General features: G+C 52.5%; 14 protein-coding genes, 1 tRNA gene and 1 riboswitch. Of the genes, 7 read left to right on the forward strand and 8 right to left on the reverse strand.

Features of this window, described 5'->3' with window-relative positions:
• The first annotated feature begins 230 nt into the window (after positions 1-230).
• A riboswitch (cobalamin riboswitch) is annotated at positions 231-425 on the forward strand.
• Between the two features lie 70 nt (positions 426-495).
• Both SH527x_RS14550 and SH527x_RS14555 read left to right on the forward strand, forming a co-directional pair.
• Positions 496-1476, forward strand: coding sequence for a DUF1559 family PulG-like putative transporter (locus SH527x_RS14550; protein WP_437191401.1), 981 nt, complete (start codon positions 496-498; stop codon positions 1474-1476).
• Between the two features lie 134 nt (positions 1477-1610).
• Positions 1611-1985, forward strand: coding sequence for a hypothetical protein (locus SH527x_RS14555; RefSeq protein WP_437191402.1), 375 nt, complete (start codon positions 1611-1613; stop codon positions 1983-1985).
• Between the two features lie 118 nt (positions 1986-2103).
• Here SH527x_RS14555 and SH527x_RS14560 read toward each other — a convergent pair whose 3' ends face one another.
• From SH527x_RS14560 to SH527x_RS14580, 5 genes are all read right to left on the reverse strand, one after another.
• The gene (locus SH527x_RS14560; RefSeq protein ID WP_437191403.1) at positions 2104-2790 is read right to left on the reverse strand and encodes a UbiX family flavin prenyltransferase; all 687 of its coding nucleotides are present in this window, start codon (positions 2788-2790) and stop codon (positions 2104-2106) included.
• A gap of 70 nt (positions 2791-2860) precedes the next feature.
• A complete protein-coding gene (locus SH527x_RS14565) occupies positions 2861-3268 on the reverse strand; it encodes a DUF983 domain-containing protein (protein ID WP_437191404.1) in 408 nt (135 codons plus the stop codon).
• Positions 3269-3586: 318 nt separating this feature from the next.
• Positions 3587-4408 carry a segregation and condensation protein A gene (locus SH527x_RS14570; RefSeq protein WP_437191405.1) on the reverse strand — a complete coding sequence of 274 codons (822 nt, stop codon included), beginning with the start codon at positions 4406-4408 and terminating at the stop codon, positions 3587-3589.
• A gap of 211 nt (positions 4409-4619) precedes the next feature.
• On the reverse strand, positions 4620-5138 hold the full coding sequence (locus SH527x_RS14575) for a heavy-metal-associated domain-containing protein (RefSeq protein ID WP_437191406.1): 519 nt from the start codon (positions 5136-5138) through the stop codon (positions 4620-4622).
• Between the two features lie 442 nt (positions 5139-5580).
• Complete coding sequence (locus SH527x_RS14580; protein ID WP_437191407.1) at positions 5581-6870, reverse strand: beta-ketoacyl-[acyl-carrier-protein] synthase family protein; 1290 nt, start codon at positions 6868-6870, stop codon at positions 5581-5583.
• A gap of 589 nt (positions 6871-7459) precedes the next feature.
• Here SH527x_RS14580 and SH527x_RS14585 point away from each other — a divergent pair.
• Positions 7460-7870, forward strand: coding sequence for a hypothetical protein (locus tag SH527x_RS14585; RefSeq protein WP_437191408.1), 411 nt, complete (start codon positions 7460-7462; stop codon positions 7868-7870).
• A 172-nt stretch (positions 7871-8042) separates the two neighbouring features.
• The gene (locus SH527x_RS14590; protein ID WP_437191409.1) at positions 8043-9545 is read left to right on the forward strand and encodes a hypothetical protein; all 1503 of its coding nucleotides are present in this window, start codon (positions 8043-8045) and stop codon (positions 9543-9545) included.
• Between the two features lie 157 nt (positions 9546-9702).
• Here SH527x_RS14590 and queG read toward each other — a convergent pair whose 3' ends face one another.
• Both queG and SH527x_RS14600 read right to left on the reverse strand, forming a co-directional pair.
• The gene (queG, locus tag SH527x_RS14595; protein WP_437191410.1) at positions 9703-10857 is read right to left on the reverse strand and encodes a tRNA epoxyqueuosine(34) reductase QueG; all 1155 of its coding nucleotides are present in this window, start codon (positions 10855-10857) and stop codon (positions 9703-9705) included.
• Positions 10858-10974: 117 nt separating this feature from the next.
• Positions 10975-11808: an ABC transporter permease gene (locus SH527x_RS14600; protein ID WP_437191412.1), complete on the reverse strand. Its 834-nt coding sequence runs from the start codon at positions 11806-11808 to the stop codon at positions 10975-10977.
• Positions 11809-12222: 414 nt separating this feature from the next.
• Between SH527x_RS14600 and SH527x_RS14605 the strand changes: the two genes are divergently transcribed.
• Positions 12223-12915 carry an HNH endonuclease gene (locus SH527x_RS14605; RefSeq protein WP_437191413.1) on the forward strand — a complete coding sequence of 231 codons (693 nt, stop codon included), beginning with the start codon at positions 12223-12225 and terminating at the stop codon, positions 12913-12915.
• 133 nt (positions 12916-13048) lie between these two features.
• Positions 13049-13119, forward strand: a tRNA-Gln gene (locus SH527x_RS14610).
• 137 nt (positions 13120-13256) lie between these two features.
• On the opposite strand, the gene SH527x_RS14615 is transcribed toward SH527x_RS14610, so the two are convergent.
• The gene (locus tag SH527x_RS14615; RefSeq protein ID WP_437191414.1) at positions 13257-14318 is read right to left on the reverse strand and encodes a D-2-hydroxyacid dehydrogenase; all 1062 of its coding nucleotides are present in this window, start codon (positions 14316-14318) and stop codon (positions 13257-13259) included.
• A gap of 287 nt (positions 14319-14605) precedes the next feature.
• Here SH527x_RS14615 and SH527x_RS14620 point away from each other — a divergent pair, with 287 nt between their 5' ends.
• Positions 14606-15121, forward strand: coding sequence for a deoxycytidylate deaminase (locus tag SH527x_RS14620; RefSeq protein WP_437191415.1), 516 nt, complete (start codon positions 14606-14608; stop codon positions 15119-15121).
• Positions 15122-15153 lie beyond the last annotated feature (32 nt).

Consider the following 15153-nt stretch of genomic DNA (forward strand, 5'->3'; position numbering starts at 1 on the left):
ACCTCTCGACGGCTGGGCTCTCTCGCGGAATCGATGGCAGCGAATACGCACAACTCTTGTGATCAAAGGAACAACGGCGTTCTGTTCACCAGAATGAAACGACTTGATCCGCCTTACATCGCAGAGAACCTTAATCAAACTCCCGGAAGTGCCGCCAGACGGATTCTTGCATCGGCATTCATCAAAGCGATGACTTGCATTTGACATCCGTCGAATCCGCCTTAGCATTTTACGAATTACGAATCAGGTGCCGAAGAGAGTGTCTCTCAACGGAGAATAGGGAAGACGGTGTGAATCCGTCGCGGTCCCGCCGCTGTAATTGGGGACAATTCACGCAAAGGCCACTGTACGACACGTTTGTACGGGAAGGCGCGTGAACTGGAAGATCCAAGAGCCAGAAGACCTGCCTGCTGTTCGTTCCACATGATCGCTTGGTCAATTGCGCGATCTGAATTGAAATCAGATCACGCCGACCGCTGGCAACGAGGAATTGTCATGAAGTATGCAACGTGCGCAGAGAATGCGTCCCTGACTCTCCGTCGAGATCCGTCTGACCTGATCAGGAGAATCACAGCAGACGCTTCCCCCATCTATTTGCGCCGCTCGACTCGAAGATCAGGATTTACCCTGATTGAACTACTGGTGGTGATCGCCATCATCGCCATTCTGGTTTCGCTGTTACTGCCAGCCGTCCAACAGGCACGAGAAGCCGCTCGCCGAACAGAGTGCCGCAATCGCTTGAAGCAAATTGTGCTTGCAATGCACAACTACGCCGACGTCCACCGCGAGATGCTGGTTCCGTATGTCGTTGAAGACACGAAGCGATTGCCTGGTTTGCTCACCTATGCCGATGTTGGAACCGCCCAATTCTGGTTTGGCGTGGTGAACTATGACGAACCGGACAGGAACAAACAGCTTGAATACCACAAAGGACCATTGGCTCCTTACATCGAAGCAAGCTATGCCAGCTTCCAGTGCCCCAACTTTGGGCCAGAGCAGATGGGTGAAGTCCGTTTCGGAAAACCAGCTTCAGGTTTCGGATATAACGGAAACTACCTCTCACGTGGAGCAGGTGTGGACTACGATGCTTACCCTCACGTCTACAGCAAACTTCCACTCGCGAAACGCTTCCGCGATGTGACTTCCATGTCACAAACCATCGCTTTTGCAGACTCAGCACAGCTCGCCTGCGTCGACTGGCCAGGTTGCACTCAGAATAATCTCAAAGAGATCTGGCTACTGGGTACCCCGAGCGACTACCCGAACGCCTGGGCCTCGCCGATGCCAAGCATCCATTTTCGCCACTCAGGTTCCGCAAACGTCGCCTTCCTTGATGGACACGTGGAAACCTGGGGGTTCGGCTGGAAGGAACCCGGCTCAGGAAATGTGGAGCGAATGCAGAGGGAACGGCTGGGCTTTATTGGGAACAGTCTGCAAGACCCACTGAAATGCGACGAATGGTATGACCTCGACTAGGCCAGTTCGGTCTCTCAGGTGGCCATGCCGCAGCTGACTTCCAGTGAAGTCGCTGCGGCATATCTTCTCGTTGCCTCGAATCCATCACACACAGTTGAAACCTGAACGGTCGACAACTTTCAGTGGAGAATGCAGTGCGTCAGTTTTCTTTGTGCCCGTCAATTTGTCTGGCACTCATCATCACCCTCTGCGCGAGCTCAGCCGGCTGTGGACGCCGACCTCATCGTGAAGTGGGAACATCACCAACAGTCTTCGTCGACACCAAGTCCAAGGACTTGTTTGTCGCTCCACCGGGAACGATTGAGATCCCTCTGCATCCGACGACTGCGAAAGCAACGCTCTCTCATGCGCTGTACTGTTCGCCTTGCAAAGCTTGGCATCCGGTGCCTCCGCCGGACGTATTACTCCAGCAGGAAAAACTGCGGACGTGTTCCAAGGCAAAGCAGCAGATGCAGAATACAGGTCCAATCCCGGAGACAGCGCCGAAACTCGATCTTCCCCAGAACTAGACCGGTTCGGTCTATCATCTGGCCGCGCAGCAACCTTCAAGAGAGAAAGCTGAATCCCGCGTGCCAGCGACGCTGCATGATTTCTGGGAATGATTTAGACCAGTTCGATCGCGTCTGATTACTGGTCTTTCCCCCAGCGACGAACAAGTTCAACCGGCACTCCGAGTTGATCGCAGATTCGTCCGACAATGAAGTCGATCAGATCGAGAATCGACGTTGGATGATGATAGAACCCTGGCATCGCTGGAAGAATCACAGCTCCGGCGTCTGTCAGGGTTTTCATATTCTGGAGCGGAATCGTTCCCAGCGGAGTCTCGCGCGGAACAACGATCAGCTTTCTTCGTTCCTTCAGATGTACGTCAGCCGCACGATGAATCAGGTTCGTCGAGATGCCATTCGCGAGACTTGCCAACGTCCCCATCGAGCACGGGCAAACAACCATTCCGGAAGTCAAAAACGATCCACTCGCAATGCCTGCGTTGTAGTCATGACTTGAATGATAGACCAGATTCGCATGATCCAACGACAACATCGGTCGGTCAGGCTGCGAGTAGTCTGCATGAATCTTTTGAATCAGTTGCCGCAGTGAACCCAGTGGATCAGCTTGAAAGAGATCCATTGTCAGCGGTGACTTGAGTTCTTCCTGAAAGACCTTGATGGCCGCCGAGCTCAAGGTGAGATGCACCTGATAACCGGCTGACAGCAGAACCTCCAGCAGACGAATTCCATATGCGGCACCGCTCGCGCCTGTCATGGCAATGACGATACGTTGAGCCGACGCTGACGATTCTGGAATTTTCCGCATACTTCGCTGTCCTGATTCAGTCACGCAGTCGCAGTTTCAGTCGATGAGAAGAAATCTGACGAGGCCCAACCTAGCTCTTCTTGTCTGGTTCGTGAGGTGGCGACTTCTCCGACTTATTTTCTGTGTGAGTCTTCTGGTCAGCGTCACCGGGATTCGCCTGATAGACAAGCGACATCCAGATACTTCGCGCGTACGGATTAAACCAAATTGGAAACAGACAGATAAATCCGATGCAGATCCAGAAGACCGTGATTTGGTCGAACTTTAAACCAAACGCAAGCAGCCAGTACAACGCCGTCCCGAGCACCACTGTCGTTGCGTAATTTGGGTAAATCGATCCGATGTAAAAGCCCGGGGCAGGCGTGAATGCGAGACCGCATTGAGAGCATTCATCGTGCATCTTGGTGTAAGAACGGAATAACTTCCCTTTCAGACACCGGGGGCACCGTAATCGTAAAGCGGCAATGATTCGGGACATGGAACTCAACTTTTCAGCGAACATCGTGGCCGCAATTCAATCCCGCATCTCAGGCAACCACTCAAAACATCGACACATCTCTCTCTGTATCATTTCAGAATGATACACAACACCTCCATCCGGTTTCAAAAATTCCGCCTGCCGGGAACTCAGTTTCTCCCTCTTTATGATTTCAATTTCACAAAAGGGCGAACTTGTCACACAGCACGAGCGCTTTTAAACATCCGGCGAGCTGAAACCCGACAGTTGACCTGCGGCTGCATGCGTCCGAATCGAAAGCCGGTCCCCGAACGCATGACAGGATCAGAATGCGAGTGATCAGGACGCCGCGTCGGGCTCTGGCGAAGTGTCCAGCGCGGGACTTGTCGGTTCAGAATCGATTGAATTTTCACTGATCACTTCCTCAATCGGGAGAGGAGGGAGCAGCATAATCTCACCGAAATCGTTCGGCTGTTCGCATCGATAGCCGTGATGGCGAATCAGTTCGAGCACTGCCAGAAACATCCCGATGATCTTACTGCGAATGGATTCCTCCCCAAAGAGAGACGAAAACTCCACTCGACCTAGTTCCCGGATCAGTGCCCCGATTTGCTCAACGTACGTCTGAATCGGCGTCTCGTCATAACGGATCGTCGAATCTGATTCGACTTCTTTTCGTTTGAGAATGCGCCCCAGCGCACTGACGAGGTCCCACAGTTCCACTTCTTTGATGCGATCCGCCGCAGGGTCCTTCCCGGACGATGGGCGTTCATCGGTCAATCGCGGATAACGCTCCTGCCACTGCTGAGCACGTTCATCCAGCTTGTTGGCCGCATCTTTGAACTGTTTGTAATCCAGCAATTGTCTAATCAGGTCTGACCGCGGGTCTCCATTCGCGTTCATTGCCACGGCCAGATCTTCGTCTTCATTTCGAGTCGGCAGAACATTCCGACTTTTGATTTCGACGAGAGTGCTTGCCATCACGACGAAGTCGCCGACCAGATCAAGGTCGAGAGTTTGCAGGACTTCCAGAAACTCATGGAACTGTTGCGCGATCTTGGCAATGGGCAAATCAACGATATCGACCTCGTTCCGCCGAACGAGGTAAAGCAACAGATCCAATGGACCTGTGAACAGATCAAGTTCCACCCGATACGTCATGAATCACATTACTGAAACACAATTGATTCGCTGCCGTTCAAACAAGAACAGCCGCCAACTCAACTGGTCGGCGGCTGCAGGATATCAGATGGAAACTGATTTCGGGACTCCCCTTTTTCCCAGAGAAGATCCCTCCGAAACAGTTCACCCTGGCTTTCAAATTTTCAGTGTCGAAGCACTTCGTTCGCGGCTCCGATATCTCACTGGTTCATTATTTCACAGTTCCGTGGAAGCCGTTCTCGTGCAGAGCCTTCAATGTTTCTGCGAGGCTCACCTTGTCACCTTTGATAACAACTTTTCCGGATCGAGCTTCAGAAGTCACGTTCTTCACTCCCGGAACTCCCTTGAGTGCTCCCTGAACAGCCTTCACACAGGCTCCACAACAGAGATGCAAACCGGTGATTTGAACTTCGTCCTGCTTCTTGCTCGCATCGATTGTGAAGTCTGGGCCCTGGCGAGATGGCTTACCGTAGTAGCCCCCTTTTGCGAGTGCGTTCAGACCAGCCAGTGCGGCCTCATCGTCTTTTGCTTCAAAAGTGACGGTTTCGTCGTCCTGTGACACCTTCAAACCTGTCACACCAGCGACACCGGTCATCGCTTTGTTCACACCTTTGACGCAACCGCCGCAGCAGATGTGAACACCTTCCACCTTCACCTGTTCAGCCATGACACCTTGCACGCTGAACAATGAAATTGCCAAAGCCGCCATCAGCTGATGAGAGAAACGCATTTATTATCCTCTGATTTACGAGTGTAAGGAGTCGACCGTTTTCCTTGCGCCAACGCATCTTACCCGATCAATCACGGCCCAATTGATCGACGCCAGCTCCCCGTCGTTCGCTTGTCCCTGCTTAGCAAAGCCAAGAACGCAGGAAGCGGAATTCGACTCGCCACGATGCCATAAGACCTTAACTGGTCTCGTTTTCACATGAATCGATTGCGAGATTCACATTCCTGAATTTCGGTTGTGGCATTTTTGATGCAACGACAACGATACCACCACTCCCACTCCGTCGCCATACCGAAGTCTGCGAATTGGCATTCCAAACGTCGTGGAGGAACAAAGACGCGGGAAAGTCTTCTGCAAAAAGGAAAAGCCTCAACAGGAAACCCTGCTGAGGCTTTTCTCATCAACGCATCATCAAACCGGTCCGTTAAGGACGGGTCCGAGACTACGCACGTGCAAGAATTAACGAGACATTTTGACCGCCGAAGCCAGAGTTGTTGGTCATCACAGCATTCACTGGGACCTGACGAGCCTGGTTCGGGATATAATCCAGATCGCAGTCTGGATCTGGATACTCGTAGTTGATCGTTGGTGGGAGGACGTTCTCTGCCAGTGCATAGAGTGAGAAGATCGCTTCCAGAGCACCGCATGCAGCGACAAGGTGACCTGTCATGCTCTTGGTACTTGAAATCGGCGTCTTATAAGCCTGTTCGCCCAACCCTGTCTTCAATGCCAGGGTCTCAGTCTTGTCGTTGGCACCGGTGCTGGTTCCGTGAGCGTTCACGTAGGAAATATCTTCCGGGTTTAGCTTCGCGTTTGTCAAAGCGACCTTCATCGCGCGAGCCAATCCGTTTCCATCTGGCGGGATGTCCGTAATTCGGTACGCGTCGCAAGCAACTCCGTATCCGAGGATTTCGCCATAGATCTTTGCCCCGCGCTGCTTGGCGTGTTCATACTCTTCGAGCACGAGCATCGCGCCGCCTTCGCCCATGACGAAGCCATCGCGTTCACGATCGAATGGTCGAGAAGCGGCCTGTGGATTGTCATTGCGACGAGACAATGCCGTCAACAAGGAGAACCCTGTCACACCGTACTGGTGAATCATGCAGTGGGCTCCCCCGACAATCATGATGTCAGCCAGACCGTTGCGAATGAAGTCGCGGCCTTCCCCAATTGCCTGAGCCGAAGCGGCACACGCCGTCAGAGTATTTGCGTTCGGCCCCTGTGCTCCAAACATGCCTGCAATACGTGCAGACAACATGTTTGGCTCAAGGAACCCTTCCGCTTTCGGATTCAACCGCTGCAAGGCGAGTTCGGTGAACTGGTCCATACGGAAGTCAGCGGATCCATTCAGTGAATCTGCGATGATCCCCATGAACTGGTTGAAATTCTGGCCCCCTTCACCTGCTCCAAGGTAAACCCCAAAGCGAGTGCGGTCTTCAATATTCTGAATATCAAGACCCGAGTCCTGAACTGCCTGAACCGCAGCGGCGATTCCGTACGGCAGGTGCTCTGTCGCAAAATCGAGTGAATCAACAACGTCTTTTGGGCACCAGTTCAGAAGATTGAAGTTCCGAACTTCGGCAGCAAACGTGGTTGGATATCCAGTTGTATCAAACCGAGTGATCGGGCCAATACCTGACTTTCCTTCCAGAACTGCTTTCCAGGCAGTACGAGGATCGTGTCCAACGGGACATACACAACCAACACCAGTGACTACGACACGTCTGCTCATCGCGCAGAGAATCCTTTACTGCTGAACTCCGGAGGCAGCTGATGAGCGTCCCCTCGGTTCAATCTGTTTCTTAACACTTTCGTTCATCAATCCCGGGAGCGAGCGTCAACTTCAGCCCCAGTACTGATTTCGGCTACAGAGATTCCAGAAATTGATATGGATTCTCTAATGACAGGTCAGCCGCACCCTGAAAAAACTCGATCCCGAATTCTTCGCACTCGACCCGATTGGGGCGAGTAGCAAAGCAAGGGACTCATCTGAGAATTTGAAACATCAGATTATAGTTGGTTCTTCCAATTCCGTAACGACCGAAGACCAACGAAATTTTGACCATTCCGGGGAATCAGTGAAATAGCAAAACCAAAACAGTCAAACAGATCAGGTAGTTTTCGGAACGAAGAGTGGTCAGAATTCACACTTCTTGTGATCCCACAGATTTATTTCGAACACAACTCGTATCTACGATTACACTTGCGTCATCAGAAAAATCGTTTCGTTACGGAACGATTCCACGAGCGAAACAGGCCGAACCAGTCGGTTCATTCTTCAAATTGAAAACGATCCCTTATCAAAAAACTGGAGAATGTCTGTGACAGTCCAACATTCTGAGACCAAATCAGATCGGAAGTACATTCCGGGTGTCTGTAATCTGGGGCGGAACGAAGTGTTCGCCCGATACGCAACTGCCTTAATAGGTTACGGCATTACAGTCGGGATTGCATTCTTCATGATCGTCAATCAGATTCCTCCGTTGGCTCGTATTGCGATCATCCTGCCCGCCTTCATCGGCTCCATTGGATTTCTGCAGGCGTTCTGGAAGTTTTGCGCCGCTTATGGAATCCGCGGTGTTTTCAATGTCAGCAGTTCCATCGGAAAGACAGACACTGTCGAACAGGCGGAATTTCGGAAAAAAGACCGGCGGACCGCAATCGTCATCATTTGGCTGTCATTTCTGATCGCATCCTGTATCACCGCAATCGTCTGCGTCTTTCCAGCGTAAATCCGCACCTAAGACATGCAGTTTCACTGATGCTTAAACAAGTCACTTCATCCTTTGTTGATGTGGGAAAACCGTGGTTGCACATCGGCCCACCATGCGTTAAACCCGAGTAATCCTTCCCATCTTAACGTCAACTTTTCTTAGACTGGCTGCCGACGAAACGGCTTTTCCTATGAAAGTCCACCAGCTACTGGACCATTACGGCATTACTGAGAACCCGTTTGCTCAGGAAGATGCCGCCTCTGACCAGGTCTTTCGCGAGCATTGCCTGAACGGCACCCATCATCCAGCATGGGACAAGATCTACGGCGATCCTGGGACGCCGGCGACTTCGGTTGTTTTCGGAGAGCAGGGGAGCGGAAAGACGGCGCTCCGACTGCAGATCGTCGGCAAGCTTCAGAAATACAATCTGGAGCATCCAAACGAGCGGGCGTTCATCGTTCAATACGAAGACTTCAATCCGTTCCTCGATACCTTTCGCGACCGACTTTCAAACAGGCAACGTAAACCAGAACGTGCTCTGCAGAACTGGCGCCTGTGGGACCATCTCGACAGTATTCTGACACTGGCAGTCAGTCGTCTGGCCGATACGTTGCGAAACGATGGACGCGACCAGAAGGACGAATCTCACAACATTTCTCTCGATGCCATCGCTAAACTGACTCGTCCACAGAAACGGGACATTCAACTTCTCTCGGCTTTCTATGACCACAATCGAGACGTGTCTCTGCCTCACCGTTGGGCGAGTCTGCGACGCAAGTTGCGGTACTCGAACTGGAAGGCACACTGGGACATTGCATTGGGTGCCGTCGGGACCGTTGCGGTCGTGGCTCTGACCATCTGGCTCGGTGGCTCGATCAAAGCGATCTTCTTGAACTGGTGGATCTGGTTGATTGTTCTGGGATTCTGGACCCCATTGATCTGGCGTCAACTGAAGTGCTGGTGGACAGCATGGAGTGTTCAGAGGCAGGTCCGCGTTGTTGACCACAATATCGGAACACTTCGTAAGATTCTGACAAAATTCGAACAGTCCGAATTGATTGGCCAACCGTATCCCGGTCGCCCGAGAGGCGATGACCGGTATGAAATGTTGACTCGGCTCCAGTCAATCCTGAAGACGCTTGGCTTCACAAGCATTGTCGTACTGATGGATCGTGTCGACGAACCCCATCTGGTTCATGGGTCCCCTGAGCGAATCAAAGATCTGGTGTGGCCGCTCTTCGACAACAAGTTCCTGAAGCATCCAGGCGTTGCCTTCAAGCTGCTGCTGCCGGCGACCGTTGTTCCGTATCTGAACCGACAGGAGAAAGATTTCTACGAGCGGTCGAGACTCGACAAGCAGAATCTGATTCTGTCTCTGAGCTGGACAGGTCAGGGGTTATACGACGTCGCGAATGACCGAATTCGTGCCTGTGCAAAACTTGGTGACAAATCGATCTCAGTGAAAGACCTGTTCGATCCGTCGATTACAGAAGCGGAACTGGTCGGAATCTTCGATCGCCTGCGTGCTCCTCGGCACCTCTTTAAGTTCCTGTACAGGCTGTTCATCGAACACTGCAGCAGATACACCGACGACAACCCGATCTGGAAGATTCAGCGAGACACTTTGCAGTCGACACTGTCTCTCTTCATGCGGGATCTCGAAGCTTATGATCAGAAGCTCGGTACAGGCTGATCCTTGTTTGAATCGACTCCGCAGGAGTGTCGCCCTTCCGGAATCGTTCATATAAAATGTCAGGAGCGGGAAGTCTCTAATGAGATCTCCCGCTCCTGTTCATTTTTGTTGAGTCAACTCAGGCCTTCACGGCTCACACTTTAAGAGTCTATGTCATTCATGGCCTCCTGAGCGCCGTCTGGATTTCTTCTCGTACCATCTCGTCTGCTTCCATCGAGAAGCGTTCTAGCAGGCTCTCTCTTGCGGCCTGCGTCCCGATATTGCCGAGGGCCCACGCAACTGTTGCTCGAACAACGGGATCGTTGTGATTCAACGTTCGTATCAATACAGGAACGGATTCTGGCATTCTCGAATTCCCCAACACGATGGCTGCATTGCGAGCCATGTTTGCAGCCCCCGGGCGAGATAACGGCGTCTTCTCGAGTTCCGATCGGAATGTCTGTTCGTCTAGTTCAAGGAACTCCAGAGCCGAGCGTTGAGTCGCGGCGATCGGCTGAAACTGTGGTTCCGAAGCAGGTGCCGCTTTGCGATTCCACGGACAGACTTGTTGACAGACATCACATCCAAACATCCAGTCCTCAACCCCGGATCGCAGCTCGCGTGGAATCGGCTCTCCACGAAGTTCAATTGTCAGATAGGCAATACATTTTCGGGCATCCAGCACATGCGGCCCGACAAAAGCATCGGTTGGACACGCATCCAGACAGCGCGTACAGGTTCCACAATGACTGGAAACATGCTCTGGATCAGGAGGCAGGGGAGTATTCGTCAGAATCCCCCCCAGGAAAAAGTAACTGCCAGCATGCTTGTTGATCAGCATGGTATTCTTGCCGAACCAGCCCAGCCCGGCACGTTTCGCAAGATCACGCTCCAGTAATGGGGCGGTGTCTACTGTCACTCGACTATGAGATTCCGGGCGACTCTCACGAATCACAGCAGCGAGCTTCTTGAGCCGAGTTCGCATCAAATCATGATAGTCCGCTGTTCCTTGAGCATAGGCAGCAACACGCCCATGACCGGGGATCGTTGGTCGCCCGGGACCGTAGTTCATCGCCACAACGACAATCGAGCGAACGCCAATCATGACTCCGCTCTGGTCTGCATAGGCATCTTCCCGACGCTCGAGATAATTCATCTCGCCGTGATACCCCTGCTGTAGCCAGTCCCGAAAGAAGTCCAACGTATCCGGACGCGCAGCAGCAGTGATCCCCACCAGCGAGAACCCGAGGTTTGCCCCCTGTTCCTTGATAAGGTTCGCCAGTTCCTGATCACTTATCCCCACGCTGCTATTTCCCTTTGAATTCTCGTCCATTCAGTATGCATCAACGGGCTCGCCGACATGTTTCAACTGCGGAGAGCAGCCTGTCTCTCCTGAAACACGACTGAACTGGCAACACGACTCACAGGTGAACTGGCATTGATCACGGCACTAGCTGCTTGCGCTGCGGTAATGTGAGAGTGACCAGTTAAAGATACGACGCGAGATGAACAGGAAGAGCAGCGTCATCACCGGAGCGATGACAAGAACGGTTGAATTGGGTTCCAACGTTTTTTCGAGCAGGACTCGCGCAGGAACGGTGACAACGAGGAGGATCGGCAGGATGAATGAGAACGCGAACCAGATGATTTCGCCCCCAATTGCCTGTCGATAAAAGTTCTGTGGATATCGGGCAAAGACGGTAATGTAAAACCAGAACTCATAGAGGCTCTGATTTCTCCCCATCCAGATGCTGGTGCTCGCGAGCGTAATCATTAGCGAATAGAACAACGCCACTCCGATGACGACCATGAACAGATACATCGCCACATTCACGGCGGTAATCGTGACGCCCAACTTCCAGATCGAGAATCCAAGGATTCCTAACGAAATCATCACCTGATTGATCATCGCAAAGTCGACCGTTTCAAATGACACCAGAAACTGCGTGTCGATCGGCTTCAACAATGCAAAATCCATATTCCCGGTGCGAATCAACTCACTGATGTTGGCGCAGTTCGGCATGAAGAACGCTTCCACCAACCCATTGATGAGCATTCCGGTCGCGAGGAAGGCGAAATACTCGTACTGGGACCAGTCCTGAATGGAACTGACTTTAGAGTAGATAATCTCAAACAGAATCATCTGAGCCGCAATCCAGAACGTCTGGGTCACCATCTCAATGAGAAAATGCCCTCGAAACATCATTGAGCGGACCAGCGAGTTTCTGAAAAACGTCAGCCAGACACGCAGATAATTCGGGCGGAATGTTGTTGGGTCGTCCATGTCACAATCGTAACAGACTCCTGCAATTCAGTCAGCTTTCGTCCGAGTCTCCGGGTTCGGCCTCTTCAACAGGGCTCACCCTCCGGTTTGGCGATGACCAGTCAGCACAGCAGACGTCAGCACTTTTCCAGAAGAGGACGCGTTCATCAATCGGTCCAGGTCGTCTCCTGTCTCACAAACCACCACGGATTTGTCTTCACAGGGAATTCATCGTCTTGCAGACAATGCAAGAGAGCAATCTCCTTTTCTGCACAGGTTTTGGAATCACGCGAACCTGCCGAGAGAAAATGTTGTCTTCCCGAGAATTCACTTGTAGAATTCTGACAACATTTTTCGATGCTTCAGGCTTCGCAGATCCGGTGGTTGCTCATAAGGCCGGCCAAGCTCACAGCATCGGTGGTCAGAGGAGCGTTCATGGTCTCTCTCGCGCTTTCCACTTGTCCAGATGCATACGCCCAAGGCGTGGAAGGTCAGTTCGCCTCGCGGCGGACGTCCACGACATCGGCGTTGCAGTCAAATGTGCTTGCATTAAACCGCAACTTTCTCGCGATTCAGGTGATCTCGGTTCGCCGCGCGTTCTGTCTCCTCGCCAAAGGTCAGGCAGAAGTCATTCATGTCGAAGGCGGAGCCTATTGCGGCTATACCTTCGAAACATGGCAAGAACTGAGCGAATTGAAACTGGAATTAGGCGACATCAACGAAAGTGAAGACTGGATTCGGGCGGTCAACTTTCGAATTCAGGTTCCCAGAGTCGTCCGCTTGCTGAGCTACGATCGAATTCCTCGAACCACCGTGAAGTTCAATCGTCGCAATATTTTCCTGAGAGACGGGCACCGCTGCCAGTACTGCGGAAAACGCTACAGCTCGCTTCGACTCAGTCTCGACCACATTCTGCCCAAGAGTCGTGGAGGGGAAGAAACGTGGGAAAACATTGTCTGCGCCTGCCTGAAGTGCAATGTGGACAAAGGAGGCCGGACGCCAGCGGAAGCCGGAATGAGGTTGCTTCAGAAACCGGTCAAACCGAAACGCAGCCCCCTTTTAAACCGTCAGCTTTCTCTCAGTAAATATGAGGCGTGGCGCAACTTCATCCCGCAAACCACCGAGTGAGGTCGATCGACGTCAGAATCGTTCCAGTTCCGCGGGATTATCACACCGACAGGCCAATCTTCCCGTTCTGAACTGGGTCAGGGATTTTTTGGCTTGGCAGAGGGGGGAGAAGTCAATAACATTCCCCCTGACCTGCCTGATGGTGTAACGGTAGCACGAATGATTCTGATTCATTTAGTCTAGGTTCAAATCCTAGTCGGGCAATTTCTCAAACCGCTTTCAGTTCTCGACTTATGTCGAATTTCTGAAAGCGGTTTTTTCGTTGATGAGCGGAAATCGGGCTCCCCTCCTGCAAGTCGCGGGAAGGGAACCTGCTTCGAAAATCTGCGCAGGCAGCTCCGTCAGTATCCGACGGCCTTATCAACAACATTGATCAATGCTTCGCCCGCTGAGAAGCGTCGCAGATTTTCTTTGATGACCGCATTGCGGCGAAGGGCAGTCCCGGTCGACATCGCGGCGTTGTGCGGGGTGATAATGACATTCCTTGTCCAGAGTGGGTGACCAGTTGGAAGTGGTTCCGGGTCAGTCACGTCCAGACCTGCCGCCGAGACCTTTTTGCTGTCGAGGGCAGCGATCAGTGCATCAGTGTCGACGATGCCTCCGCGAGCGACATTAATCAGGATGACGCCTGTCTTCATCATGCCGAATTCGCGCTCGCCGATCATTTTGCGGCTGACCTTCGTCAACGGAACGGCACAGACAACCACATCAGCACGTGGCAGCAACGAGTGGAACGCGTCAGGGCGATGCAGCTCTGCCACAAAGAGAGGTCGTTCCATGACTTTGGGGTCTGTGGCGAGGACTGTCATTCCGAACGCCGCGGCTCGTCTGGCGACTTCACTGCCAATTCCCCCCAGTCCGATCACGAGAAGCGTTTTCCCTGGCAACTCGTCCAGGACAAAACCTTGCTGGCCCTTCGGCCATTCCTGCTTCGACTGAATTCGAATGAAATGATCTAAGTGCCGAGTGAATGCCAACAGGTAACCGAGTGCCTGATCTGCGATCTGAGGTGCGTACGCCCGTTGCATGTTGGTGAGGAGAATATTGCTCTCGACGAGCTCAGGAATCTCCATCACGACTTCGACACCAGCGCTGGGTTGCTGAACCCACTTCAGTGACTTGCCTGCAAGAATCAGGTCGCGGTTAATGAACCCAATCGACGCCTCAGCGGTTCCTACCTGTTCAATCGCTTCCTTCTGATTGCGACATTGAACCAGTTCGAGCGTTGGAGCGACTTCGGTCCACTCAGCAAGGACATCTGGAGCGACAGCTGGAATCAGCACTTTCCTGCGAACAGATGAATCGACTTTCGCAGCGACGACTTGCTCAGAAGCATGGCTGGCGAACGTTGGGAGAGTGGTCCCCACGATTGCAGACGTAGTCAGAAAATCACGACGATTCATAGAAAAGCTCCGTGTTCTGTCAGAGAGGTAGGCAATGCAACAGCTTACAGTCTCTTATCAACCCGATAGAAGCGAGTCGATCAATCGCCTGAGGAATTTATCAGGAACCGTTCCTTCATCCGACTCACAGACCATGCGGTCAAACAGTGCTCGTGGGTCACAGGCCTTGTTATTGAAACCTGAATCCGATCTATTTCCCCAGAAATCGAGACCATCATTCTCCATCAAGTCACTTCTGCCCCTCAAGCACCTGCCGCAGCATCCAGCCAATCGTTCAAGAGTCATTCATGTCAGATCAATTCAGATGGGACCGGCACTTCATCAATCTCGCGTTAGAAAATGCGAGGATGTCGAAAGACCCTGCCACTCAGGTCGGCGCGGTCATTGTCGGGCCTGACCGTGAAGTACGCTCGATGGGATACAACGGTCTGCCTCGCGGAATCGCAGACACCCCCGAACGTCTCAACGATAAAGATCTGAAGCGATCACTGGTCGTTCACGCAGAGATGAACGCCATTCTGAACGCGGCCAGAATCGGGGTCAGCACTCGCGGCTGTACCTTGTACCTTGCGTTGACGGACGACAGCAAGAACGTCTGGGGAGGGCCTCCGTGCCTGCGATGTACCGTTGAAATCATTCAGGCCGGGATCGTCGAAATTGTGGCCATTCCGTTCAAAAATACGGAGTCCTACTGGAAGGACTCCGTCGAACAGGCACGTGCACTTCTGAGAGAAGCAGATCTCACCTATCGGGAAGTCAGTTTCCACGCTGAAAACGACTCCCATGCTTCTTCTCAAAGCTGATCATTTCTCTACCGCCCACCAACGATGAAACG

Origin of the sequence: Planctomicrobium limosum (assembly GCF_051465645.1) — a bacterium.
Lineage (GTDB): Bacteria > Planctomycetota > Planctomycetia > Planctomycetales > Planctomycetaceae > Planctomicrobium.